The organism is Herbaspirillum sp. 1173 (genome assembly GCF_031455335.1).
Lineage (GTDB): Bacteria > Pseudomonadota > Gammaproteobacteria > Burkholderiales > Burkholderiaceae_D > Herbaspirillum > Herbaspirillum huttiense.
The window spans coordinates 149,790-175,340 of sequence record NZ_JAVDSP010000003.1 but is presented as its reverse complement, the minus strand read 5'-3'; the positions used below and the strand labels follow the sequence as shown (position 1 = coordinate 175,340).

Here is a 25,551-nt window from a genome sequence, read left to right as displayed (position 1 = left end):
GATGCGCGCATGAATATCTCGCTTCCCTTCATCAAGCGTCCCATCGCGACCACGCTCCTGACCATCGGCATTGCGCTGGCGGGCATGGTGGCCTTCCGCCTGCTGCCGGTCTCGCCGCTGCCGCAGGTGGATTACCCGACCATCTCGATCTCGGCCTCGCTGCCGGGGGCCAGTCCGGAGACCATGGCGGCGACCGTGGCCACGCCGCTGGAGCGCGCCATGGGCGCGATTGCGGGCGTGACCGAGATGACCTCGACCAGCTCGCAGAACTCGACCCGCATCACCCTGCAGTTCGACCTGAACCGCGACATCGACGGTGCCGCCCGTGACGTGCAGGCCGCGCTCAATGCCGCGCGCAACCTGCTGCCTACCGGCATGCCGAGCAATCCGACCTATCGCAAGGTCAACCCGGCCGATGCGCCCATCCTGATCCTGGCCATGACCTCCGACACCATGACCCAGGGCCAGATGTATGACGCTGCCGACAGCATCGTGGCGCAGAAACTGTCGCAGGTGCGCGGGGTGGGGCAGGTGAGCGTGGGCGGCAGTTCGCAGCCAGCGGTGCGCATCGAGCTCAATCCGACGGCGCTCAACAAATACGGCATCGGCAGCGCCGACGTGCGCACGGCCGTGGCCGCCAGCAATGCCAATCGCCCCAAGGGTTTGCTGGAGGATGACGGCCGCAACTGGCAGATCTACGCCAACGACCAGGCCAAGACCGCCGCCGAATATGCGCCGCTGATCGTCTCCTACCGCAACGGCACGCCGGTGCGGGTGCAGGATGTGGCCGAGGTGCGCGACTCGGTGGCCGATGTGCGCAATGCCGGTTCTTCCAATGGCAAGCCCTCGGTGCTCATCATCATCAACCGCCAGCCGGGCGCCAACATCATCGAGACGGTGGACAACGTGCGCGCCTTGCTGCCGCAGTTGCAGGCCTCGATCCCGTCGGCGATCGACATGAAGGTGGTGCTGGACCGCACCCCGACCATCCGCGCCTCTCTGAAGGAAACCGAGTTCACCCTGATGCTGTCGGTGGCGCTGGTGATCATGGTGGTGTTCCTGTTCCTGCGCAATGCGCGGGCTACGCTGATCCCGGCGGTGGCCGTGCCCGTCTCGCTGATCGGGACCTTCGGCATCATGTACCTGGCCGGATTCAGCCTCGACAATCTTTCGCTCATGGCGCTGACCATTGCCACCGGCTTCGTGGTCGATGATGCCATCGTGGTGCTGGAAAACATTTCGCGCCACATCGAAGCCGGCATGAAGCCTTACAAGGCGGCCTTGCTGGGCGCGCGCGAGGTGGGCTTCACGGTGCTGTCGATGAGCATTTCGCTGATCGCCGTCTTCATTCCCATCCTGATGATGGAGGGCATCGTCGGGCGGCTCTTCCGCGAATTCGCCATCACCTTGTCGGTGGCCATCCTGGTCTCGCTGGTGGTGTCGCTGACGACCACGCCCATGATGTGTGCGCAGCTGCTGCGCCATGATCCTGAGGGCGATGCAGCGCGCCGCGAGCGCCGCCACCCGTGGCTGCAGAAGATTGCCGACCAGAGTGCGGCCATCTTCGAGGACATGCTGCTGGCCTACGAACGCACGCTGGCCTGGGCGCTGCGCGCTGCACCGCTGATGATGCTGATCCTGCTGGGCACGATTGCATTGAACGTTTACTTGTACAAGGCGATTCCCAAGGGCTTCTTCCCGCAGCAGGATACCGGCCGCCTGGTCGGCGGCATCCGGGGCGACCAGGCCATTTCCTTCCAGGCCATGCGCACCAAGCTCAACGAGTTCATCGACATCGTCAAGGCCGATCCGGCCGTCTCCGATGTGGTGGCCTTTACCGGCGGACAACGGCGCAACGGCGGCTTCATGTACGTGACGCTCAAACCGCTCTCTGAACGAAAAGACAGTGCCGACAAGATCGTGGCACGGCTGCGCATCAAGACCGCCAAGGTGGCCGGTGCGCGGGTGTTCCTGGTGCCGGTGCAGGACATCCGCATCGGCGCGCGGCAGAGCGATTCGCAGTATGAGTATTCACTCAAGTCGGACGATGTGGGCCTCTTGCGCATCTGGGAGCCCAAGATCCGCCTGGCGCTGTCCAACCTGAAGGAGCTGGAAGACATCAGCACCGACCAGCAGGACAACGGCCTGCAGACCACGCTGACCATCGACCGCGAGACCGCCATGCGGGCCGGCGTCACGCCGCAGCTGATCGACTCCACCCTGTCGGACCTGTTCGGCCAGCGCCAGATCTCCACGATCTACAGCGGCATGAACCAGTACCACGTGGTGATGGAAGCGGCCCCGCAATACTGGCAGAGTCCGGAAACCCTGCGCGATACCTATGTCAGCCTGGCCGGCTCGTCCAATCTCTCGCCGACCACTTCCAGCCTCTCGACACCGCCGGCGCTGTCGGCGGCAGGCAAGTTGAATGCCAACACGGGACTGGCGCAAACCATCTCGACGGCGGCATCGACACAGATCCCGCTGGCGGCCTTCGCGCGCTTCGAGCCCACCACCACGGCGCTGTCGGTCAGCCATGAGGGCCAGTTCGTGGCCTCCACGCTGTCCTTCAACCTGGCCGAGGGCGTGTCGCTGTCGCAGGCCACCGCCGCCATCGACCGCGCCATGGCGCAACTGGGCGTACCGACCAGCGTGCTGGGCACCTTCGCGGGCACGGCCAATGCCTTCCAGGCCTCCACCTCCAGCCAGCCCATCCTGATCCTCACGGCCTTGCTGGCGGTGTACATCGTGCTGGGCATCCTGTACGAGAGCCTGATCCATCCCATCACCATCATCTCCACGCTGCCCTCGGCGGGGGTGGGCGCGCTGCTGGCGCTGATGGTGACCGGCACCGACTTCAGCCTCATTGCCCTGATCGGCGTGATCCTGCTGATCGGCATCGTCAAGAAGAACGCCATCATGATGGTGGACTTCGCCATCGATGCCGAACGCAATCGCGGGATGTCGCCGCGCGATGCCATCTTCGAGGCCTGCAAGCTGCGCTTCCGTCCCATCATGATGACCACCATGGCAGCGTTGCTGGGTGCGATTCCGCTGGCCATCGGCCACGGCGATGGTGCGGAGTTGCGCCAGCCGCTGGGCATCTCGATCGTGGGCGGGCTGGTGGTGAGCCAGCTGCTCACGCTCTACACGACCCCGGTGGTGTACCTGTACATGGAACGCCTGAGCGCCTGGAGCCGCCGCCGCTTCGGCCGCAAGAACAAGACAGAAACCTCGGCGGCCTGAGGCTGCCGCCATGGAGAAACGCATGACGCATCAAGACCTGTTCAAACTCAAGCCCCTGCTGACCGTGCTGGCGGCCAGCTTCGCGCTGGCGGCCTGCTCGGTCGGGCCCGACTACGTGCGCCCGCAGATGGACATCGGCCCCGCCGTCTTCAAGGAAGGCCAGAACTGGAAGCCGGCCCAGCCACGCGACCTCGCTGCCGACGGCAAGTGGTGGGAAATGTTCGGCGATCCGCAATTGAATGCGCTGGCCGAGCAGGTCGACATCTCCAACCAGAACCTGGCGCTGGCCGAAGCCAATTTCCGCAACGCCGTGGCGCTGGTGCAAAGCTCGCGCTCGGCCTATTCGCCGACGCTGGCGGCCTCGGCCGGTGCGTCGCGCGGACGGTCGGGGTCGGCCGGTTCGTCTTCCAGCACGTCCACTTCGTCGAATTCATCGTCCGGCAGTTCCAGTTCGGGCAGCGTGCGCAATTCCTACACCTTCTCGCTGACGGCCTCGTGGGAGGCGGACATCTGGGGCAAGGTGCGGCGCGATGTGGAATCCAGCCAGGCCAGCGCCCAGGCCAGCGCGGCCGATCTGGCCGGTGCGCGCCTGTCAGCGCAGGCACAGCTGGCGCAGAACTATCTGCAACTGCGCGTGCTGGACGCCCAGCAGCAATTGCTGGAAGACACGGTGCAGGCCTACCAGCGTTCGCTGCAGGTCACGCAGAACCAGTATGCCGCCGGTCTGGTGGCCAAGTCCGATGTGATCCAGGCGCAGACGCAACTGAAATCGGCGCAGGCCTCCGCGCTGGACAACGGCGTCACGCGAGCACAAGTGGAGCATGCCATCGCGCTGCTGGTGGGCAAGACGCCCGCTGAATTCTCGCTGCCGCGCGCACCGCTCACGGCGGTGGCCCCGCCGGTCCCGCAGGGCGTGCCGTCGATGCTGCTGGAGCGCCGTCCCGATGTGGCCGCCGCCGAGCGCCGCGTGGCCTCGGCCAATGCCAAGATCGGCGTGGCCAAGGCGGCGTATTTTCCCAGCCTGACCTTGTCGGCCTCGGGTGGGTATCAAAGCTCGACCTTCGCCGACTGGTTCACGCTGCCGGGACGCGTCTGGTCGCTCGGTCCGCAACTGGCGCAAACGATTTTCGATGGCGGTGCGCGCGCAGCGGCCACCGACCAGGCCATTGCCACCTATGACGGCACGGTCGCCACCTACAAGCAGACGGTGCTGACCGCCTTCCAGGATGTGGAAGACAACCTGGCCGCGCTGCGCATCCTGGAGCAGGAAGCGGCGGTGCAAGGCGAAGCGCTGCAGGCGGCACGCCAGGCCGTCACGCTGGTGACCAATCAGTACAAGGCGGGGACGGTGAGCTACGTCAACGTCATCACGGCACAGGCCACGGCGCTGTCGGCCGAGCTGACTTCATTGAGCATCCTCAACCGCCGCATGGCCGCCAGCGTGCTGCTGGCCAAGGCGCTGGGCGGGGGCTGGGACGGGCATAGCCTGGATGACCTCGGCCCGCCGCAACAGCAGGTGGCCGACAAGGCCAAGGGATTGAAGGACAACGCAGCGCTGCGTTGAGTTGAATTGAGTGTGTAGTCGGGTCAGGCGGTGACCAGCACCGCCGGCACGGCACCGCGCAAGGCGTTGCAGACCACGATTTCCTCTGCCGCCAGCAGGTCGGCGCGGGTGATGACGGCTTCCACCGCATCCCATTGCGGGTCGTCCAGCAGCACGCGCCGCATCACGCCCGGCAGGACGCCGCAAGCCAGCGGCGGCGTGCACCAGCGGCCGCCGATCCTGACGAAGACATTGCTGCGGCCGCCTTCGGTCAGTTCATCCCGTTCATTGAAGAAGAGCTGGTCAAAGCCGCCCCGTCGTTCGGCCTCCTGCCAGGCGGCGTCGTAGCGGGCGCGCTGGCTGCTCTTGTGACGCAGGAAAAGGTCGCTGCTGTCGGTGGCGGTGTCGGCCAGGAAGACCTTGACCGGCGCGGTGAGCGGGTTCAGGGGCGCATGCTGGACCGTGATGCCGCCCTGGGCATCCAGCGCCAGCCGCAGCCGATAGGACGTTTGGTCAGAAAGTTCAGCACAGGCCGCATCGAGCCGCAGTGCAATCGCCGTCGTATCGCAGGGATAGCCCAGCTGTGAAGCAGAATTCTTCAGGCGCGCCAGATGCAGCTCCAGATGGCGGCAGCCAGCGCGCGTGGCGTGGATGGTTTCAAACAAGCTGACGCTTTGTGCCAATTCGGTAAGGAAGCCTGACTTCAACTGGCATTCTGCAAATTCGGACGCAGCCTCGCTGTCGTAGACGATGCCTGCACCAACCCCCATCACACCCTGGCGCACACCGTCCTGGGCTGCCTGCAATTCCAGCGTGCGGATCGGTACCGAGAGGCAGAAGTCACCGATGGCCGGACCCTCCGCACGCGGCGGCGCGAACCAGCCGATGGCACCGGTATAGAGTCCGCGCGGCGCGGTCTCCAGTTCATCGATGATCTGCATGGTGCGGCGTTTGGGCGCACCGGTGATCGAGCCGCAAGGGTAGAGCGCAGCCATCGTGTCGGCCAGCGTGGCGTCTTCGCGCAGGCGGGCGCGGATGGTCGAGGTCATCTGCAGCACCTGTCCGTAGCGGCGCACGTCGAACAGATGCGGCACCTGCACCGAGCCCGGCACCGCGACGCGGCCCAGGTCATTGCGCAGCAGGTCGACGATCATGAGGTTTTCGGCACGGTTCTTTTCATCGTTGGCCAGGGCCAGGGCGCGCTGGGCATTGAGCGTGTCCGCACCTTCCTGTTCGGCCGGTACGGCGCGCGCCGTGCCTTTCATGGGCTTGGCCTTGAGCGTACCTTGCTGATGGGCGACGAACAATTCCGGCGAACACGACAGCACCATCCCACCCGCCTCATCGCGCACCAGGGCGCCATACGGCACCGGCTGGCGCGCACGCAGGCGGCGGTACAGGGTGATGGGATCACCCAGCACATCGAAGTGCAGGCGATAGGTGTAGTTGACTTGGTAGGTATCACCGGCCGCGATGTACTCGCGGATACGGTCGATGGCTGCAGTGAAGGCGGCCTCATCGACGTTGCTACGCAGACGTGTAATGCCCGCGTTGTCGGATTGCACTTGCGCAGACAGCCATGCATCCACTTCGGCGGCCGACAAATGCGCGCAATGCGCAAACAAGAGCACGCGCGCCAAAGGGCCAGAGAGCGCACGATGCGGCAAGCCCTGCAGCGCCGCGCCCAGTTCATAGCTCCACAAGGCCACGGCGTGCTGCCCCTTGGACAAGGCCGCCTGCATCGCTCCCAGCATCGCCGGGAAACCCGCTGCGTCATTGCAGGCCAGCGTGCGCACATGCCCGGTGTAGAGGCGCGAGCGCGGTTCGGCCGGGCTGGCCTGGTGGTCGTCGAGGAGGGCGAAGCAATCGTTCATGAAGGGCAGTGCAAACAGAAGGGCAGGGTAGGCCGCAGGGGCAGGGATGCCTTGGGGCAAGCCGTCGCGGCGCGCCAGCGGGGCGCGGTCGGCAGCATGATAGCGTAAAAGGTATACTTGAAGGCTTGCCGGGCGGCACGCAACGTCGGTCAATTGCCGGTCATTCGCGCTGCACGCCGCCTTCGCACTCTTACTCCTCACCCTTGACGATGCCCATACCCCGCACCTTCATCATTCCCCTGATCGTCGCCTGTGCGCTGTTCATGGAACAGATGGATTCCACCGTCATCTCGACTTCCCTGCCGGCGCTGGCGCTGGACATGAAGGTCGATCCGATTTCGCTCAAGCTGGCGCTGACCTCCTACCTGGTCTCGCTGGCGGTCTTCATTCCGATCTCTGGCTGGATGGCCGACCGCTTCGGCTCGCTCACCATCTTCCGCACGGCCATCTGCGTGTTCATGCTGGGCTCCATTCTCTGCGGGGCGTCTTCGACCTTGCCGCAATTCGTCGCCGCGCGTTTCCTGCAGGGCATAGGCGGGGCCATGATGGTGCCGGTCGGAAGGCTGGTGATCCTGCGCAGCGTGGAGAAGGTCAACCTGGTCAAGGCGCTGTCCTATCTCACCATTCCGGCCCTGTTCGGCCCGGTGCTGGGGCCGCCGCTGGGCGGCTTCATCACCACCTATTTCCATTGGCGCTGGATCTTCTTCATCAACATTCCCATCAGCATCCTGGGTCTGTACCTGGCCACGCGCTTCATTCCGGATCTGAAGGCGGAACAGGTTTCACGGCTGGACATCGTCGGCTTCATCCTCTCGGCGCTGGGCTGCTCGCTACTGATGATGGCGCTGGCGACGTCCGGCCGTCACCTGGTCTCGGGGGATATCTCGCTGGCCTGCGTGGTAGCGGGTGTGCTGTTCCTGTGCGCCTACGTATGGCACGCGCGCCGCGCCACGGCACCGCTGATCGACCTGGCGCTGCTGAAGATCCCCACGCTGCGGGCCGGCGTCTTCGGCGGCTCGCTGTATCGCGTGGGCATCGGTGCCATTCCCTTCCTGCTGCCGCTGATGCTGCAGCTGGGCTTTGGCTATACGCCTTTCCATTCCGGCCTGCTGACCTGCGCTTCGGCTGCGGGCGCGATGTTCATGAAGACCATCGCCGCGCGCTTCCTGCGCCGCTACGGATTCCGCAGGGTGCTGCTGGTCAATGGCGCGCTGGGCGTGCTGGGCTTGTGGGCGCTGGCCACCTTCACGCCGCAGACGCCTTATCTGGTGATGCTCATCATCCTGCTGGTCGGCGGCTGCTTCCGCTCGCTGCAGTTCACCAGCCTCAATGCGATTTCCTATGCCGATGTCGACAAGGTCCGCCTGAGCCAGGCCACCAGCATGGCCAGCGTGGCGCAGCAGTTGTCGATCGGCATGGGCGTGGTGCTGGCCGGTTTTGCGCTGCAGATGTCCAACGAGATCCAGGGCCATGCCACGCTGGTGGCGCAGGATTTCTGGCCGGCCTTTCTGGTGGTGGGGGCGGTGTCTGCGCTGGCCTTGCTGATGCTGCGCCAGCTGCCACCCAACGCCGGGGCCGAGATGGCCGGGCAGCAAGAAAACAAGCCGGCCTGATGCAGCGTCATCAGGCCCACGCATAACGAGGAGAACCATGCAGCCCATGACGTACAAGTCCCTGTGGTTTCCGCTGGGTGCGGTCCTGATCTGGGCCGGCAATACCGTCATCAGCAAGATGTCTGCGGGCGTGATTGCGCCGGAGGATATTTCCTTTTATCGCTGGGTGCTGGCGGCGCTGTTGATGTCGCCTTTCCTGGCGCGGCCGACCTGGGTGGCGCGCGCGCAGATTCGTCCTCATCTGGGCAAGATCCTTGTGCTGGCCTTGCTGGGGATGGTGCTGTTCCAGAGCCTGGCGTATTTCGCGGCGGCCACGGCGTCGGCCACCAGCATGGGCATCATCGCCTCGTTGATGCCGCTGCTCACGCTGGTGCTGAGCATCAAGCTGCTCTCTGAACCACCGACGGTCGGCACCCTGGCTGGCGGCATCCTCTCGCTCTTCGGACTGGCCGTGCTGATCGGGCGCGGCCATCCGCTGGCGCTGTTCGACCAGGGCGTGGTCACGGGCGACCTGCTGATGCTGCTGGCCACCATCGCCTATGGCCTCTATGGCGTCATGCTGCGCCGCTGGGCACTGCCGCTGCGTACCTGGCAACTGCTGTACATGCAGGTGTTGATGGCGGTGGTGCTGCTGTTTCCCGGCTATGTGCTGGGCCATCATTCGCCGCTCACGCGCGAGAACCTGCCGATCCTGCTCTATGCGGGCATTGCCGCCTCCATCCTGTCGCAGTTCCTGTGGATGCGCGGGGTGCAGTATCTGGGGGCGAGCCGCTGTGCCATTTTCGTGAACCTGATGCCGGTCTTCACTGTCATCATTGCGGTGGTGGCGCTGGGCGAGCAATTGCACGGCTATCACGCCATCGGTGGGCTCATCACGCTGGCCGGCGTGATCATGGCCCAGGTCTTCAAGCAGCGCCTGCGCTGGCGCACCGGCTGATCTCATAAAAAACAGGAACAGGAAAGAGACATGATCGATCCCGCCATGATCGTCAACTGCACGGTCTACAAGAAGGGCAAGAAGCTGCGCGACATCAGCCTCGATGAAATCAGCGACGTGCTGGAAGAAGAGGGCACCTTCGTTTGGCTGGGCTTGCTGGAGCCCAACGTCGAGCTGATGAACAAGATCAAGGAAGAATTCTGCCTGCACGAACTGGCCGTGGAAGATGCCTACGCCGCGCACCAGCGGCCCAAGATCGAGGAATACGGCGACACCCTTTTCGTGGTGCTGCACACGGCCCAGCTGGCCGGTGGCGAAGTGCTGTTCGGCGAGACCCACATCCTGACCGGTCCGCGTTTCGTGGTCACGGTGCGACATGGTGCCTCGCGCAGCTATGCCAAGGTGCGCGAGCACTGCGAGATGCTGCCCGAGCGCCTGGTGCGCGGACCCAGTTTCGTGCTGTATTCCATCATGGACTTCGTGGTCGACAACTATCGTCCCATCATGGACGACCTCGAAACCAAGTTCAGCCAGTACGAGGAACAGCTCTTCAATCCCGGTGCGCTCAGCGGCAAGGCCTACTTGCAGGAGCTGTACCAGCTGAAGCGCCAGCTGATCCGCCTGCGCTCGGCGGCCACGCCGCTGCTGGACGTGTGTACCCAGCTGCTGCGCTTCCATGAAGGGCTCATCACCAAGGAAGGCAAGGCCTACTTCCGCGACATCTACGATCACGTGGTGCGCTTCATCGATACCGGCGACCGCCTGCGTGAAATGGTGGAGTCGGCCGTGCAGATCAACCTGGCCCAGGTCACCATCCACCAGAACGAGATCGTGCAGACCCTGGCCGGCTGGGGTGCCATCCTGGCCATCCCGACCATGATCTTCAGCCTCTACGGCATGAACTTCGCGCACATGCCGGGGCTGTCCTGGCAATGGAGCTTCCCGCTGGTGCTGGGCGGCATCATCACCGCCTGCACGCTGCTGTGGCGGCGTTTGCGCAAGGCGGGCTGGCTGTAGCGCGCTTTTTTTGAAACCTGTGTAAAGACCTTCGGTGGGTGCGACAATATGTCGCACCCACCGGCTCGTTTGCGTCGCTAGACTGTGCAAGGCGTCTTCTGCAGGCCACATTTCGTCCCCCGATACCGGACTCGCATCCTGAATGCGATTCATTCTTCTTGATAATTGCAACAAAGTTGCATTAGAATCCCGCCCTGACCGCGCACGACGGTCACTCCATCGCGGTCAGGCAGCCACGCACCCAGCCGCAGCATAACGACATCACAAGGGAAAAGATGAAAATGACCGCACTGCGGGCGGCCGTGCTGGGCGCGCTCGCCATGGGCCAGAGCCAGCAACTGGCCTGGAGCGCCGATAACGACGCCAGCGCCGACAAGGGCCTGGGGCAGGTAGTGGTCACCGGTACCGGTGAACGCCAGCAATACCGCCAGAGCACCACCTCCAGTGCCACCCGGACCGAGACCCCGTTGCAGGAGTTGCCGCAGTCGGTGCAGGTGGTCTCGCGCCAGTTGATGGATGACCTGGCCGCTACTCGCCTGGATGATGTGTTGCTTTACGTGAGCGGCGTGGCCAAGCAGAACAACTTCGGCGGGCTGTGGGACAACTATTCGATCCGCGGATTTTCCGGCAGCGAGAATGGCGGCATGAACATCCTCTGGAATGGCTTCGCCTCCAATCGCGGCTACGCGCCCCCGCGCGATACCGCCAACGTCGAGAGCATCGATTTCCTCAAGGGGCCGGCCGCAGCGCTGTACGGCAACAGCGAGCCGGGCGGCACCATCAACGTGGTCACCAAGAAGCCGCAGTTCAAGAGTGCGAATTCGCTGGATCTGTCGGTGGACAGCCGGGGCGGATACCGCAGCGCAGTCGATTCCACCGGCGCGCTCAACAGCGAAGTGGCATACCGGCTCAACGCGGCCTTCGAGCACAAGAACAGCTTCCGCGACAACGTCAGCAGCGACCGCGAATTCCTGGCACCGGCCTTTACCTGGGTGCTCAGCGACCGGACCATCCTGAACTATGAAGGCGAATACCTGCGCCAGAAGGCCCCGCTGGATCGCGGCATCGTGGCCGTCAATGGCAATCTGGGCGTGCTGCCGGTCTCGCGCTTCCTGGGCGAGCCGCGCGATGGCGACATCAAGATGCAGAACACCAACCACCTGCTGACGCTGGAGCATCGCCTGGACGACAACTGGCATCTGCGCACCGGCGTGTTCCACAAGGATGGCACGCTGGATGGCTACTCCACCGAAGCCTCGGCCCTGCAGGCCGACAACGCCACCCTGCGCCGCCAGCGCCGCTACCGCGATTACAGCTGGCACGACACGTCGCTGCAGGCAGAACTGGGCGGCAAGCTGCAGACCGGGGGCATGCAGCATGAAGTGCTGGTGGGCACGGAAGTGGACTGGCTCACGCTGGACCAGCGCATGCTGCGCGTGAACCCGACCGCTGCCGCGCCCTACGCGCTCAACATCTACAATCCGGTCTACGGCCAGCCGCAGCCCACACCCGCGCCCAACACCGATACCAGCGAACGCCAGATCAGCACCGCCCTCTATCTGCAGGATCAGGTGAGTCTCGGCGATCGCTGGAAATTGCTGGCCGGCCTGCGTGCCGACGGCTTCCGCTCCACGCTCAACAACCTGCGCACCGGTACCACCACCCGCCAGGACAAGACCGCCTATTCCCCGCGCCTGGGCCTGACCTATCTGTTCACGCCTGCGTGGTCAGCTTACGTCAGCGCCAGCAAATCCTTCCGTCCCAACAGCGGCAGCGATGTCAGCGGCAACGCCTTCAGTCCCGAGACTTCGCGCGCCGCCGAAATCGGCCTGAAGTTCCAGAGCGAAGACCAGCGCAGCGGCGCGACGCTGGCCGTGTTTGACATCACCAAGCAGAACGTGCTGACCACCGACCCGGCCAATCCGTCCTTCTCGATTGCCGCCGGCGAAGTGCGCAGCAAGGGCGTGGAGCTGGATGCCAACGCACGCCTGGGCCACCACTGGCGCCTGACCGGCAACCTGGCCTATACCGACGCTTACGTCAGCAAGGACAACACCCTGACGGTGGGGTCGCGGCTGATCAATGTGCCGCGTGTATCGGGAAGTGTACTGGCGGTGTTTGAAGATGCGTCCGCAAGTGGCTCGCCCTACGGTATCGGTGGTGGCCTGAACTACGTGGGCAACCGTACCGGTGACCAGGCCGGCAGTTTCAAGCTGCCCGCCTACGTGACCGCGCGTGCCCTGGCTTACTGGCAGTTCACGCCCAAGATGAAGCTGTCGCTGGACGTGAACAATCTCTTCAACAAGCGGTATTACAGCAGCTCCTACAGCAACGTATGGATCATGCCGGGCGATGAGCGTACCGCTACGCTGGCGCTCAACGTCAAGTTCTGAAGGAGCGCCACTTGGCTTGTTCACCCCCCGCGCCGCGCCGGCGCGCCTTGCTGGCGCTGCTGGCAGCGAGTCCGTGGCCGCTGGCATGGGCGCATGGCGATGAGGCCGGGCCCCATTCCCACGCCATCACGCAAACCGGCAGCGATGTCCTGACCGTGGTCGGTCCGTGGGAACTGACCGGGCTCGACCCTTCGCGCTCCGGCTACATGTTCGCCCGCATGGAGGTGCTGCAGACCCTGCTGGAAGTCGATGATGCCGGCCAGTTGCGGCCGGGACTGGCCACGGGCTGGCAGGTCAGTGCCGATGGCCTGCAATGGCGCTTTGCCCTGCCACGTGCACGGCGCTACCACGATGGCAGCGACGTCACGCCCGCCAGTATCCTGGCCTGTCTGCAGCGCGCCGCTGTCCGGCCAGGTGTACTGCAACTGGCAGGGATCACCGGGATGGCTGTACAGCAAAGTGAACTGGTACTGTCCCTGCGCCAGCCCTTTGGTCCGCTGCCTTATCTGCTCACGCATTACTCCACGCAAATCCTGGCCCCGGCCAGTTTCGATGCGCAGGGCAATGTGGTGGCCATTCTCGGTACGGGGCCGTTCCGCATCAAGTCCATCAGTCTGCCGCAGCAGTTCGATGTCGAACGGGCGGAGGCCGCGCCGGGCAGGACGGTGCAGCGGGCCCGCTACATCAGCGTCTCGCGTGCGGAAACGCGCACGCTGCTGGTCCAGAGCGGGCAGGCCGACCTGGCCTTCTCGCTGGATCCGCCCAGCATCCGCGCCTTGCAGGACAGTCCGCGTGCCGTGCTGCTGTCGGCCATGCTGCCGCGTACCACCCTCCTGAAGCTCAATGCCGGTCATCCTTTCCTGGCCGATGTACGCGTGCGCCGCGCCATTGCCCTGTGCATCGAGCGCGAGGGCATCGCACGTGCCTTGCTGCGCGATGCCGACCTCGGGGCCACGCAACTGCTGCCGCCTTCGCTGGCACGCTGGCATGACACTCGCCTGCCGCCCCTGCATACCGATCTGAAGCAGGCCCGCCGCCTGCTGGAAGAGGCCGGCTGGCGTCTCGGTGCCGACGGTACGCGCTGGAGGGACGGCCAGAAGTTGCAATTGACGTTGACCACCTTTGTGGACCGTCCCGAGTTGCCGCTGATCGCCACCGCCTTGCAGGAAGAGATGCGCCAGATCGGCATCGCCGTGCGCGTGACCATCGGCAATTCCAGCGACATTCCCGCCGGCCATCGCAGCGGCCAGCTGCAGATGGCGCTGGCCGCACGCAATTACGGCAACCTGCCCGACCCGGTAGCCAGTCTCCTGCAGGACTTCGGCCCGCAGGGCGGTGACTGGGGTGCCATGGGCTGGCACAACCAGGAAGTGCCGGCCCTGCTGGCCAAACTGGCCGCCACCCCGGCCGGTGAGGCCGACAGCGGCCGCGCCGAACGCGCGCGCATCGTGGCGGTACTGCAGGAGCAGTTGCCGGTGATTCCGGTGGTCTGGTATCGCCAGACCTGCGCCGTCAGCCGCCGCCTGCGCGCTGCCAGCATCGATCCCTTTGAACGCAGTTACCGCATCGCTTCCCTGCAATGGACCTGACCCGCCTCCTGACCTTACCCCCGGCCACGCGCCGGCAACTGGCCAGCGCCCTCGGCCAGCGCTTGCTGCAAGCAGCGCTGGTGGCGCTGCTGGTCGGTACGCTGTGCTTCTTCATGACGCGCCTGCTGCCCGGCGACATGGCCTATCGCATCGCCGCCGGCCGCTACGGCTACGACATGGTGACCACCGAAGCGGCCCTGGCCGTGCGCGCCGAACTGGGCCTTGATCAGCCCTGGTTCATGGCCTTGAGCGAGTGGTGGAGCCGCCTGCTGCATCTGGACCTGGGCGTGTCGCAAGTGACGGCACTGCCGGTGCTGGTGGAAATCACGCATCAGCTGGGCCCGACGCTGCGTCTGTCTTTCCTGGCGATGGTGCTGTCGCTGCTGATCGGTCCGACCCTGGGTGTGCTGGCGGGACTGCATCCCGGTGGCTGGCTGGACCGCGCCACGCTGGCGGTGTCGGTGTTGTTGCGGGCCTTGCCGTCCTTCCTGCTGGGACTGGTGCTGGTGTTGCTGTTCTCGGTGCAATTGGGCGCCTTGCCGGCGGCCGGGCACACCGACCACGGCGGCATCCTGCTGCCGGCACTGACGCTGGCCCTGGGGCTGGCGGCGGTGTCCTGCCGGGTGGCGCGCGATGCCATGGTGCAGGTGCGGGGCTCCGAGTATTTCGCCTTCGCGCTGACCAAGGGCCTCACTCCCGCGCAGGCATTGTTGCGCCATGGCGTGCGCAATGTCGCTGCGCCGGTCACGGCCTATCTGGGCGTGCAGCTGGTGATGCTGGTCGAAGGCGTGGTGCTGGTGGAAACCATCTTCGCCTGGCCGGGCATCGGCCACGCGCTGGTGCATGCCATTTTCGGACGCGATGTGCCGATGATCCAGGGCACGGCGCTGGTGCTGGGCCTGCTCTTCGTTCTTTTCAACGCGCTGGTGGATGCCGCCTGCGCCTTCATCGATCCGCGTCGCCGACCATGAGCCTGTCTTCCGACTATTTGCTTGAACCCGAGGCGCGGCGCTGGAGCACCGCGCAGATCGCAGGCGTACTGCTGCTGGTGCTGATCGTGCTGTTCGCGTGGCTGGGACCCTTGCTGATCGATGCCGATCCGGCGCGCCAGCAACTGGCGCGCTTTCTGGAAGCACCCAGCCTGGCCCATCCGCTGGGCTATGACCAGCTCGGCCGCGACATGCTGGCGCGACTGGTGCACGGCACCCGGCTGTCGCTGTCGCTGGCGGTGGTGAGCGTGCTGTCGGCAGCCATTCCCGGTGTGCTCATCGGTTTGCTGGCGGCCTGGTGCGGCGGCTGGACCGAGCGCGTGCTGGCGGCCTTCGCGGACGCCGTGCTGGCCTTGCCGGGCCTGCTGCTGGTGCTGTTGCTGGCGGCGTTTGCTCCGGGCGGGTTCTGGCCGCTCTATGTCGGCATCTCGCTGGCCTTGTGGGTCGAATATTTCCGCGTAGTGCGTGCGGCCAGCCGCATCCTGCTGGCGAGTCCGCAGGTGGAAGCCTCGCGCTTGCTGGGATTTGGTCCCGGCTACATCGTGCGGCGCCACCTGCTGCCGGCGCTGCTGCCGCGCCTGTTCACGCTGATGCGCTTCGGGCTGGCGGGGGCGGTGCTGGCGATGTCGGCACTTGGTTTCGTTGGCGTCGGCTTGCAGCCGCCCACGCCGGAACTGGGCGTGATGATGATCGAACTGCTGCCGTATTACCGCGAGGCGCCGTGGCTGCTGGGTGCGCCGGTAGGGGTATTGTTCCTCACCTTGCTGGGTTTGCTGTTGTTGTCACCACAGAAGGGACAGGCATGAACACACTTTCCCCGGATGCGGCTTTGCGGGTGCAGGACCTGTCCGTCTGGCACGGCCAGAGCGCGCTGGTGCAGGGCATCGATTTTTCCATTGCGCGCGGCGGGGTGATGACCCTGCTGGGCGAGAGCGGTTCGGGCAAGTCGCTGCTGGCCCAGGCCATCATGGGCAATCTGCCGGGCAGCCTGCGCTGCAGCGGGCAGATCGAGATCGATGGCCAGCGTAGTGATGCGGCCGATAGCGCCGTGCGCCAGCGCGGCTGGGGTCGGCGCATTGCGCTCTTGCCGCAGGAACCCTGGCTGGCGCTGGACCCGACCATGACGGTCGCGCGCCAGGTGGCCGAAACCTATGAACTGGTCAGCCATCCCGCCGCCGATAGCCAGGACGACAGCCTGCGCGCCGCACGCAAAGAAGCGCGCACCCTGGCCGGGCAGGCACTGGCCAGCCTGGGGCTGCAGGACGCGGCCGACAAGTATCCCTTCATGATCTCGGGCGGCATGGCCCAGCGTGTAGCCTTCCTGGCCACGCACGCGGCGGGCGCACCGCTGCTGATCATCGATGAGCCGACCAAGGGGCTGGATGCGGACCGGCGCGGCGAGGTGCTGGCCTTGCTGCAGGCGGCGCAGCAGCAGGGCATGAGCCTGCTGTGCATCACCCATGATGTATGGCTGGCGCGAGCGCTGGGCGGTGAACTGGCGGTGATGCTCAACGGATGCCTGGTGGAACGCGGTCCGGCCGACGCGCTGCTGGCCCGGCCACAGCATGCTTATACGCGCCGCCTGCTGGCGGCGGATCCGGCCTGCTGGACGCCACCGGTAGCAACTGGGGCGAGCGCCGGCCCTTCATCACCGGTGATCGTCGAGGTCAGCAAGGTGGCCAAGCGCTTCGGCCAGCAGGCGCTGTTCAGCGATGTCAGTGCCCGTATCCATGCCGGCGAAATCGTCGCCATCAGCGGACCCAGCGGGGCCGGCAAAACCACCTTCGGCAACATCGTGCTGGGCCTGTTGCCGCCGGATGCGGGGCAGGTCACGCGCGCCCCCGGCCTGGCGCTTACCGCCTTCCAGAAGATCTATCAGGATCCGGCGGCAGCGTTCGCGCCCGCCGTCACGCTGCGTCAGTCACTGCGCGATCTGGTGCGCCTGCACGGCCTCGACTGGCAGCGCCTGGAAGCGCTGCTGGCGCGCATGCGTGTCTCGCCCGCACTGCTGGAGCGTCTGCCGCGCCAGGTGTCGGGCGGCGAGCTGCAGCGCATCGCGCTGGCGCGCGTGCTGTTGATGCAGCCGGCGCTTATCTTTGCGGATGAACCGACCTCGCGTCTGGATCCGCTGACCCAGCAGGAAGTCATTGCCTTGCTGGTGGAAGAAGCCAGGCAGGCGGGCAGTGCCGTGCTGCTGGTGACGCACGATGCCGATATCGTGCGTTGTGTGGCGGATCGCCGCTTGCACCTGGGGCCCGCGGCGCAGCCTGCCTGAGTGGCGCAATACAGCCTGAGCCCGGCGTAATACAGCAGGGCACTGACCGCCGGCCGCTCAGGCGCTGTCTGCGTCGCGGCCTTCCGGGTGCAGTGATCCGGAGGCCATCTGGCCGCTCAACAGCACGCTGTTCCACTTGCCCTGTGCCGAGGTCGCGCCCTCGGGCAGAAGCATGTAGGACAGGCTCTGCAAGCCGCAATACTGTTCCAGATAATCGCGCGCATGCGCCATGCGCGCACGCAGCTGGGTGATGCTGTCCTTGCCGCCGGGCTGCATGGGCAGAAATTCAAACACCACCTCCGGATGCAGGAATTCGGTCAGGTGCCGGATCACCTGTTCGGCATCGGATGCTTCGGTGATGAATTCGTGATGGGCCGGACTGGCTTCATCACGCAACTGGTAGCGGATCAGGCAGCGCATCGTTCACCTCAGGCCAGGATAGTCGGAGATCACGGACAGGCGGGGATAGTCATGCTGGATGGCGCGGTCGCGGCCTTGTTCCTTGGCGCGATAGAGGGCGGCGTCGGCGGTGTCGATCAGTTCGCGTGCATCGACCTGCGCACCCTTGCCGCTGGCCAGGCTGGCGGCGCCCACGCTGATGGTGACATGGCCGACCGAGCTGCCTTCGTGCGGGATGTTCAGGGCGCGCACGGCCTGCACCAGGCGGCTGGAAATGGCGCTGGCACTGGCGGCATTGCAATTGGGCAGGATCAGCGCGAATTCCTCGCCCCCGTAGCGCGCCACGATGTCGCCCTGGCGGCGCGCCACGCTGTTGAGGGCGGCGGCCACCTGCTTGAGACAGATGTCGCCCGCAGCGTGGCCGTAGGTATCGTTGTAGCGTTTGAAGTGGTCCACATCCACCATGATCAGCGAGAGCGATTCGCCGGAGCGGTTCAGGCGCGCCAGTTCGGCCGTCAGGGCGGCATCGAAGTAGCGGCGGTTGAAGACGTCGGTCAGGCCATCCTTCTGCGACTGCGCTTCCAGGGTGCGATACAGGCGTTCCAGTTCGGTCCGCGCGGAGATGGCTTCCAGTTCCGCATTCTCGCGTCCGGCCACTTGTGCCACCAGACGGTTGCCGCCATAGGCGATGATGATGAGCAACAGCATCACGGCGATGCCGCGGATCCACACACGCCGCGTCCAGTCTTCCAGCACGTCGTCCTTGGCCAGCGCCACCGCCACGAACAAGGGATACAGGCTGCAATGCTGGAAGCTGGTCAGGCGCACGATGTCGTCGCGCGGCGAGCGCAACTCGAAGCTGCCTTGTTCGGCCTTGCTCAGGTAATTGGTCACCAGCGTGGACTTGGAGATGTCCAGCCCGATCGAATAGCTCAGCAGCGGCTGGCGGTAGATCACGGTACCTTCCTTGAGTCCGAACAGGATGGCGCCATCGCGGCCGATGGCGAACTGTTCGTAATAGCGCTGGAAGTGGGAAAGATCGACATCGGCCACCACCACCCCGGCAAAGCTGCCGTCTGCATGGTTGATGCGGCGGCTCATGGTCACGATCCACTGGCCGTTGGTACGGCTGCGCATGGGCTTGCCAATGTAGGCCTGGTCGGTGCGCAGGCGCTGGTGATGCAGGAAATAATCATCCTGGATGTAGCGGTGTTCCAGGGTGGCTTGCGAGGTGCCGATGGCCAGACCCGCTTCGTCATACACCATCAGGCCGGCCAGTTGCGGCACGGCGGCCACCGAAGCCACCATGAACTCGTGGGTGCGCCGACGGCCGGCCACGCCGGGGCCGTCATATTCCATGTGCTCCTGGATGCCCAGCAGCACCACGTCGATTTCCTTGAAGGACTGGTCGGCATGCTGGGTCAGGGCCAGCGCCATGTTGGAGGCATTGCGGATGGCCTCGTCGGTGGCCACTTCATAGGCTCGCCAGGCCGACCAGGCCTCCAGTACCACGATGATGAGACAGACCACGACCACGAACAGCTTGGCCGTCTTGGATGCGCGCTGAATTCTTTGTTCTGGCATGTTGTCGCTTTCCCCCGGAAACGGCGTTTCCCCCCCCCGGCACCTTTCTTGCCCGATTGCATTGTTGTTGAAGCTGTTGGGCACGTCTATCAGGGATGTCCTGAACTTGTACGGAGATTAACAGATTCCCCCCTCGCAAGGGCAAGCGTCCCCGTGCTGCACGTGCGGCAGCGGGGCCCCTGTTGCCCGCTGCCGTGGTGTGCCCGCCTCAGTCGTAACGGCGGCTGAAGAGGATGTTCAGGCCATTGATGGTGCCGGCGCGCGCCACTACCGACCAGCGCCGCGAGATCTGCCAGGTGGCCTTGGCCACGCTGGCGGCCCCCTGCAGGCTCTGCTCGTAGCCCAGCGTGATCTTCTCGGTGATGGCCTTGCCCAGGTTGACCACTTGTTCGTCCGTCAGTCCCGATTCGCTGGAGCCGATGCTGAACTGGTCCAGCCCGATATCCTTGGCGATGCGCTTGCCGCCCATGTTGCCCACCAGCGCCAGCGCCTGGCTGCTGGCGGTACGCTGGCCGATGCTGGAGCTGTCGGTGCCGTGGCCGAACATCATCCAGGACAGTTTTTCGTCATCCGGCACATTGGGTTCGGACACCAGCTGCACGCGCGGCTGGTTGGCATTGCCGGTCACCGAGACCCCGGCTTCGACGTCCTGGTTGCGGCGCATGGCCAGGATGTTGATGTTGGGATTGGCGATCGGCCCCTGGAAGTTGATGATGCCACGCTCGATATTGAGTTTTGTGCCAAAAGCTTCATAACTTCCCTCGGCCACGTTGATGGTGCCCGTGGCGCGCAGCGGCGAGAGCGGTTCGCTGCGAACATTCATATCGCCCCGCAAGCGCAGGTCTGCGCCGCTGCCGCGGAAGCGGAAGTCGTTGCCCAGGTCGACCGCCAGGTTGATGACCGGGGCGAACTTGCTGGCCGGTTTTTCGGTGGCCGCTTCCAGTTTCTGTTGCGAGGAGGCTGCCGCACCGACGCGGTTCTTGCCGCTGCGGCTGACGATGACCACGTCATCGCCCAGCTTGGGGGCGCTGCTCTTGGGCAGGTCGAACAGGGCACGGTCCACGGTGAACTTGCCATCCACCCGCAACTGTTCGTTGACGTTGCTGATCTTGCCTTCGCCGGAGAGCATCAGCTGGCGGTCCGGGCTGGCGAACAGTTCCAGATGGTCGGCGGTGAGGGTGGCGTTGAGGTCGGGATTGTCGGCCCCCAGCTGGATCTTGCCGCCGGCGCGCAGGGTGCCGCGTCCACCGTGGAATTCGATCTGGCGCAGTTCGATCACGTTGCTGTCCATGACGATGCGCACGATGCCATCCTTGAGCTGGATGCCCTGGTCGAATTCGGTCACGGCCAGGTTGTCGCCATTGATGGCCCCGGACAGGCGCGGCTGCGCCAGCGTGCCGCCGGCATTGAGGCTGGCGGCCAGCTTGCCGTTGAGGCTCACTTGCGGACCGATCAGGTCGCCCACGCGCTTGAGTTCCGGTACATCGAGACTGGCCTTCAGGTTGAGCGGCGATTCGGGGGCCAGCGCCAGCAGCGTGTCTACCCGGCGCAGGCCGATATCTCCGCCGAGGTCCAGCGTGCCGATGCGGGCGGCGTTGACGCGGCCGGTGACGTTCATGCGCTCGCCCTGGAACTGGCTGCGCAGCTGCAGTTCGGACAGGCCCATGGCCGCTTCGCCGACGCTGGTGGTCACCCGCATATCGCCTGACTTGCGCGCGATCTGCAGATAGCCGCTGGCGGTCTCGGCCAGGTTGAAGTCCCAGTCGCTGTCCAGCACCAGGTCGGTCTTGACGGGTGGCGGCGTGCCGGTGAACTGCTGTACCAGTTCCAGCACCCGGCCCACATCCAGCGCGCGTACCTGTCCGGCGGAAGCCAGACGGCCCTGGCGGTAGGACAGGCGCTTGAGATCCAGGGCGGTACGGTCGATCTCGATGCGGGTGCTGCCGGCCTCGATGCCCTCGGCCGAGGCGTCCAGCGTGAGCGGGCTGGTCATGGCGATGCGCGGCAAGCCCTGGTTGCTGAACTGGTCGAGACTGCCGGCCCAGCCATAGTTGCCACGGGTCTTTTCAGTGACTTTCCCGTGCGCGGCCAGGTTCAGGTCCAGCACCTGATCAGCCAGCTTGCCCTTGGCTTGCAGGGCCAGCGTGTGGCTGGCGTAGGTACCATCGAGCTTGAGCGACAGGCGCGCCAGTTCGGCTTGCGGGCCGCTGTAGCCATCGCCTTCCAGGCTCAGGGCCAGGCGGTTGTCGGGCGAAGCCACGCCGGCAGCGAGGTTGCTGTGCAACTCGCTCTGACCGGACAGGTGATGCAGCTTGTGCGGGCCGAAGGCCAGTTGCTCGGCCTGGAAACTGGCCAGCAGGTTGGGGCGTTCGCGCGTACCGCTGAGGATGCCGTCCACCCGCAACAGCCCGCCCAGACCATAACCCAGGCGCGCCAGTTGCGGCGCATCGACCTTGAGCTTGAGCTTGTCGCGGGTGCTGCCGAAGCTGCCGTCCAGATCCAGCGTATTGCCAGCGATCTGCACATTGGCGCGGCTGGGCAAGAGGCGCATGCCGGCCAGGTTGATGTCGCCCTGGCCGCTCATGGGCAGGGCGTCGTAGGTGCTGTCATGGATGCGGAAGCCCAGCTTGAGCTTCAGCTCAGGCGAGAGTGCACCGGCGGCATTGAAATCCATGTTGATGCGCGCCGGCACCGGTTTGGAAGCCGCTGCTGCGGTACGTTTGCGACCCTTGCCCGTGCTGGCGGGCGGCGGCGTCACTGCCTGCAGCACGGCGGTCGGATCGAAGTCCACCAGGCGGCCCTTGAAGGCGTACTCCATGGCAGCGGCGGTCTGCAGCGTGCCGGAGGTTTCCAGGCGCGACTTGCCGGCCGTCAGCGAGGCTTCGCGCAGTTGCACGCGATCTTGGCTGATCACGCTGTCCACATGCAGCTTCAGCGTGCTGTCCTGCAGGGTCAGGAGGACTTGCTGGGCATCGGGAGCGAGCGTGAGGTCGACCGGACCGGACAGCCCGGTCGGGCGCACCTGGCGATGCAGCTGGTTCAGGTCCAGATCGCTCACGCGCAGTTTGAACTGTCCGGACAGCGGTTCCTGCTTGCCGGGCTCGCTGCTGCCGGGCCGGAACTGGCCGCTGCCTTCGATGCGCCCTTGCTGCGGCAGACGGATCTCCAGCCGTGACAGGGTTTGTTGCTGCAGGTCCAGTTTCAGGTCGGCGCTGGCCGAGAGCAGCGGCAGGCGTTGCTGGTCCAGGCTGCCGGGACGGGCGTTGTCGATCTCGACGCGGCCGGCGACTTGCAGCGGTGCGTCGGCGGCCAGCCCGGCGGGCGGCGCGAGGTCGGCGCGCAGGTTCAGGTCGGCGGCTGGTGCGGCGGCGTTGAAGGCTTGCGGATTGAGGTGTTGCAGGTCCACCTTGGCGCGTTTGAGCGGCACGCTGGCAAAGGGCGTGGCGACGATGTCGGCATGGCCCTTGAGCTTGTCGCCGCCGGCGGTGAGCGCGATGCCCAGTTCCTGCAGCGACCCAGACAGTTGCGCCGCCAGCTGGTATTGCTCCTTGCTTTCGCCATATTGGTAGGCACCGGCCAGTTCCAGCCCGCCGCCGATGGCGAAGGGCTGCTTGCCGTTCAGGTGCAGCAGGGCGGTGGCGTCACCGAAAGGCGTGGTGAGGCTGTCCAGCACCAGCGTGTGCTGCACGCCGTCGGAGTTGCCGTGCAATTTCAGTTTGGAGAGTTCGTTGGTGGAGGTGCCCTGGGTCAGGCTGAGGCTGGCCAGACTGATCTCGCGGATGTCCAGCGCCAGCGGGATCTCCAGCGAGCCCGGCATGCTGCTCGGTTCTGACGGGGAGGGTTGCTGGTTCAGGCGCACCTTGCCCACGCGCAAGTAATCGATACTGAATCTGCGTTGCAGCAGCGCCAGATGCCAGCGCGCATCCACGCTGTCGATGTCGAGGATGCGCTTCTCATCCTGGTAATGCAGATCGCGCAGACGCAGACCGTCGGCCACGGTACCGCCCAGCAATTGGCCGGAGAGTTTGCCGTCGAGCGTCTTGACGGCGGTATTCCAGAGCAGGCGAGCACCGCTCTCGGTATGGGTGGCATACAGGGCGGCACCGGCGGCGGCCAGCACCAGCAGGGCCACGGTGCCACCGCTCCAGGCGGCGATACGGCGGCCGCGGCTGGCGCGACGGCGCGGCGGCGGTGCGGAGGGGGCTTGCTGCGGATCGTGTTGCGGTTCGCTCATGCTGGTGGGTGATTCGAATTCAGTTCATCGGGAGGCGGCGCGGATGCTGCCCGGGCGCTAGAAGGCGATGCCCAGCGAAATGTGCGGCCGGATCTGTCGCTTCTGGATGCCATAGGCCAGGTCCAGGTTGAGCGTGCCGACCGGGCTGCGCCAGCGCGCACCGGTGCCGACCCCGTGATAGAAGGTCTTGTTGTTCCAGTTGTCGGCCGCGGCACCGACGTCGTAGAACACCGCCGCGCCCCAGTTCTCGCTGAACCAGCGCTGGTATTCCGAGCTGCCCACGGCCAGGTACTTGGTCGGGTAGACGGTGCCGTTCTGCTCGTTGCCGATGCTCTGGTAGCTGTAGCCGCGCACCGAGTCATTGCCGCCGGTACGGAACAGCAGCGAGGGCGGTACCGCGCCGGCACTGCCTGCGGTGAAGACCCCGCCCAGCTCGGCGCGCAGCACCACGATGTCGCGCTTGCCGACCGGGAGGAACTGCTTGAAACGCCCATACAGCCGCGAGAAGCTTTGGTCGGTCAGCAAGCCCTTGAGCGCGAAGCCGGCTTCCAGCGTCAGCAGATTGCCTTTACGCGGGAAGATCGGATCATCCACATTGCGGCGCGACCACGCGAAGCCCGGCACCAGCGCACGGTGCTTGCCGGGCGTGACGATGGTGTTGGCGGGCAGGGTGCTGCCATCTTCCTGGCTCAGCTCGTCGCGGTAGTAGGTGAGCGAGTAGGTGGTGTCGTAGTTCTCGCTGTTGCGGGCCCGCTTGAAACCGACCTGCTGGCTGCGCAGGTCGATGCCTTCGAGCTTGGTACGGTCGTAAGAAGTGTTGATGCTGTTGACGAAGGCCTTGTCATCCGGCGGCATGGCCAGCGACAGCACGCCGTACTGGCGCTTCTGCTCCAGACGCAGCTGGCTGTCGAAAACGTAGGCCTTGTTGAACACGTTGTAGTGCGAATAGCGGCCTTCGACCTGGGCACCGGTATCGGTGCTGTAGCCGACACCGGCACGCACGCGCTGGGTCGGGAATTCGGTGACCTGCACCTTCACCGGCGTTTGCTCGGGGTGCTCGGGATCGTCATCGATGGCCACGATGGCATTGGAAAAATACGGCGTGTTCTGGATCTGCCGCTGCAGGGCCAGCAGACGATTGACGTCATAGGGCTCGCCCACGGTGAGCGGATTGACGTTGCGGATGATGCTTTCCGGATAGCGCCGCGTGCCGGTGATCTGCAAGGGGCCCAGCGTGAACGCCGGGCCGCTGTCATAGCGCACGGCCAGGTCGGCCTGGTGTTCGTCCGGATCGACGCGCGCCTCGGAGCTGGCGATGCGGGCGGCGGCGTATTTCTTTTGCTGCAGCTTTTCCAGGCCGGCGTTCTTGGCACGGTTCCAGTCTTCCTGGCGGAAGGGCTGGCCCACGGGCAGCGACCAATCCTCGCGCAGGCGGGCCACGGTCGCCTGATCGTCGCGGGCGGCTGCGCCGGTGACGCTGACCTCGGCCGAACTGATCTCGGTGCGTGGACCGGGGTCGACGCTGATGGTGATGCGGCGTACGGCCTGCTTGCCTTCGGCACCGGCCTCGGTCTGCGCGCTGACCTTGGTGACCGGGGTGAAATAACCTTCGGTGGAGGTCAGTTCGCGCACCTGGTCGCCGGCGGTATCCATCATGAACTTGAGCTGTTCATCACTGATGTCGTCGCGGTCCTGGTAGCGTGAAATATCCAGGAAATCCTTCAGCAGCGACTGCACCGGCTTGGGCGCGTCGATCTGTACCTTGTAGGCGGCATGGGCGGTGTCGGCGGCGCAAAATAAAAAGGCGATGGCCAGGCTGCGGGTCCAAGTCATTGATTCACTGCATCATCGGTTGTCG

15 protein-coding genes are annotated in these 25,551 nt (G+C 65.4%); 10 read left to right on the top strand and 5 right to left on the bottom strand.

What is annotated here, in order from left to right; all coding sequences use genetic code 11:
• The first annotated feature begins 9 nt into the window (after positions 1–9).
• Together J2X56_RS12670 and J2X56_RS12665 are read left to right on the top strand one after the other, a co-directional pair.
• A complete protein-coding gene (locus tag J2X56_RS12670; RefSeq protein WP_310160575.1) occupies positions 10–3,246 on the top strand; it encodes an efflux RND transporter permease subunit in 3,237 nt (1,078 codons plus the stop codon).
• A 22-nt stretch (positions 3,247–3,268) separates the two neighbouring features.
• Positions 3,269–4,810, top strand: coding sequence for an efflux transporter outer membrane subunit (locus J2X56_RS12665; protein WP_310160574.1), 1,542 nt, complete (start codon positions 3,269–3,271; stop codon positions 4,808–4,810).
• A gap of 23 nt (positions 4,811–4,833) precedes the next feature.
• On the opposite strand, the gene pabB is transcribed toward J2X56_RS12665, so the two are convergent.
• A complete protein-coding gene (gene pabB, locus J2X56_RS12660; protein WP_310160573.1) occupies positions 4,834–6,663 on the bottom strand; it encodes an aminodeoxychorismate synthase component I in 1,830 nt (609 codons plus the stop codon).
• 209 nt (positions 6,664–6,872) lie between these two features.
• Between pabB and J2X56_RS12655 the strand changes: the two genes are divergently transcribed.
• From J2X56_RS12655 to J2X56_RS12620, 8 genes are all read left to right on the top strand, one after another.
• Positions 6,873–8,276 (top strand): DHA2 family efflux MFS transporter permease subunit, encoded by a 1,404-nt coding sequence (locus tag J2X56_RS12655; protein ID WP_310160572.1) that lies wholly within the window; start codon positions 6,873–6,875, stop codon positions 8,274–8,276.
• A gap of 46 nt (positions 8,277–8,322) precedes the next feature.
• Positions 8,323–9,213: a DMT family transporter gene (locus tag J2X56_RS12650; protein WP_310160571.1), complete on the top strand. Its 891-nt coding sequence runs from the start codon at positions 8,323–8,325 to the stop codon at positions 9,211–9,213.
• Positions 9,214–9,243: 30 nt separating this feature from the next.
• On the top strand, positions 9,244–10,230 hold the full coding sequence (locus tag J2X56_RS12645; protein WP_121038628.1) for a magnesium and cobalt transport protein CorA: 987 nt from the start codon (positions 9,244–9,246) through the stop codon (positions 10,228–10,230).
• 275 nt (positions 10,231–10,505) lie between these two features.
• Positions 10,506–12,623 (top strand): TonB-dependent siderophore receptor, encoded by a 2,118-nt coding sequence (locus J2X56_RS12640; protein ID WP_310160570.1) that lies wholly within the window; start codon positions 10,506–10,508, stop codon positions 12,621–12,623.
• Between the two features lie 11 nt (positions 12,624–12,634).
• Entirely contained in the window at positions 12,635–14,212 is a 1,578-nt protein-coding gene (locus tag J2X56_RS12635) for an ABC transporter substrate-binding protein (protein WP_310160569.1), read from the top strand.
• Complete coding sequence (locus J2X56_RS12630) at positions 14,203–15,183, top strand: ABC transporter permease (RefSeq protein ID WP_121038636.1); 981 nt, start codon at positions 14,203–14,205, stop codon at positions 15,181–15,183. Before J2X56_RS12635 ends, J2X56_RS12630 begins: the two co-directional genes overlap by 10 nt.
• Positions 15,180–16,007, top strand: a complete 828-nt coding sequence (locus tag J2X56_RS12625) for an ABC transporter permease (protein ID WP_310160568.1) — start codon at positions 15,180–15,182, stop codon at positions 16,005–16,007. The genes J2X56_RS12630 and J2X56_RS12625 overlap by 4 nt, the downstream gene beginning before the upstream one ends.
• Positions 16,004–17,476 carry an ATP-binding cassette domain-containing protein gene (locus tag J2X56_RS12620; protein WP_310160567.1) on the top strand — a complete coding sequence of 491 codons (1,473 nt, stop codon included), beginning with the start codon at positions 16,004–16,006 and terminating at the stop codon, positions 17,474–17,476. The genes J2X56_RS12625 and J2X56_RS12620 overlap by 4 nt, the downstream gene beginning before the upstream one ends.
• A gap of 57 nt (positions 17,477–17,533) precedes the next feature.
• Here J2X56_RS12620 and J2X56_RS12615 read toward each other — a convergent pair whose 3' ends face one another.
• From J2X56_RS12615 to J2X56_RS12600, 4 genes are all read right to left on the bottom strand, one after another.
• Positions 17,534–17,896 (bottom strand): hypothetical protein, encoded by a 363-nt coding sequence (locus J2X56_RS12615; protein ID WP_134221868.1) that lies wholly within the window; start codon positions 17,894–17,896, stop codon positions 17,534–17,536.
• 3 nt (positions 17,897–17,899) lie between these two features.
• Positions 17,900–19,459: a sensor domain-containing diguanylate cyclase gene (locus J2X56_RS12610; RefSeq protein ID WP_134134872.1), complete on the bottom strand. Its 1,560-nt coding sequence runs from the start codon at positions 19,457–19,459 to the stop codon at positions 17,900–17,902.
• A 208-nt stretch (positions 19,460–19,667) separates the two neighbouring features.
• Positions 19,668–23,693: a translocation/assembly module TamB domain-containing protein gene (locus tag J2X56_RS12605; protein WP_310160566.1), complete on the bottom strand. Its 4,026-nt coding sequence runs from the start codon at positions 23,691–23,693 to the stop codon at positions 19,668–19,670.
• A 57-nt stretch (positions 23,694–23,750) separates the two neighbouring features.
• Positions 23,751–25,526 (bottom strand): autotransporter assembly complex family protein, encoded by a 1,776-nt coding sequence (locus J2X56_RS12600; protein WP_204725193.1) that lies wholly within the window; start codon positions 25,524–25,526, stop codon positions 23,751–23,753.
• Between the last annotated feature and the right edge of the window lie 25 nt (positions 25,527–25,551).

Bases quoted from the DNA above. Each gene is read 5' to 3' on its own strand.
- J2X56_RS12670 (WP_310160575.1), top strand. From the start codon at position 10: ATGAATATCTCGCTTCCCTTCATCAAGCGTCCCATCGCGACCACGCTC.
- J2X56_RS12665 (WP_310160574.1), top strand. From the start codon at position 3,269: ATGACGCATCAAGACCTGTTCAAACTCAAGCCCCTGCTGACCGTGCTG.
- pabB (WP_310160573.1), bottom strand. From the start codon at position 6,663: ATGAACGATTGCTTCGCCCTCCTCGACGACCACCAGGCCAGCCCGGCC.
- J2X56_RS12655 (WP_310160572.1), top strand. From the start codon at position 6,873: ATGCCCATACCCCGCACCTTCATCATTCCCCTGATCGTCGCCTGTGCG.
- J2X56_RS12650 (WP_310160571.1), top strand. From the start codon at position 8,323: ATGACGTACAAGTCCCTGTGGTTTCCGCTGGGTGCGGTCCTGATCTGG.
- J2X56_RS12645 (WP_121038628.1), top strand. From the start codon at position 9,244: ATGATCGATCCCGCCATGATCGTCAACTGCACGGTCTACAAGAAGGGC.
- J2X56_RS12640 (WP_310160570.1), top strand. From the start codon at position 10,506: ATGAAAATGACCGCACTGCGGGCGGCCGTGCTGGGCGCGCTCGCCATG.
- J2X56_RS12630 (WP_121038636.1), top strand. From the start codon at position 14,203: ATGGACCTGACCCGCCTCCTGACCTTACCCCCGGCCACGCGCCGGCAA.
- J2X56_RS12625 (WP_310160568.1), top strand. From the start codon at position 15,180: ATGAGCCTGTCTTCCGACTATTTGCTTGAACCCGAGGCGCGGCGCTGG.
- J2X56_RS12620 (WP_310160567.1), top strand. From the start codon at position 16,004: ATGAACACACTTTCCCCGGATGCGGCTTTGCGGGTGCAGGACCTGTCC.
- J2X56_RS12615 (WP_134221868.1), bottom strand. From the start codon at position 17,896: ATGCGCTGCCTGATCCGCTACCAGTTGCGTGATGAAGCCAGTCCGGCC.
- J2X56_RS12610 (WP_134134872.1), bottom strand. From the start codon at position 19,459: ATGCCAGAACAAAGAATTCAGCGCGCATCCAAGACGGCCAAGCTGTTC.
- J2X56_RS12605 (WP_310160566.1), bottom strand. From the start codon at position 23,693: ATGAGCGAACCGCAACACGATCCGCAGCAAGCCCCCTCCGCACCGCCG.
- J2X56_RS12600 (WP_204725193.1), bottom strand. From the start codon at position 25,526: ATGACTTGGACCCGCAGCCTGGCCATCGCCTTTTTATTTTGCGCCGCC.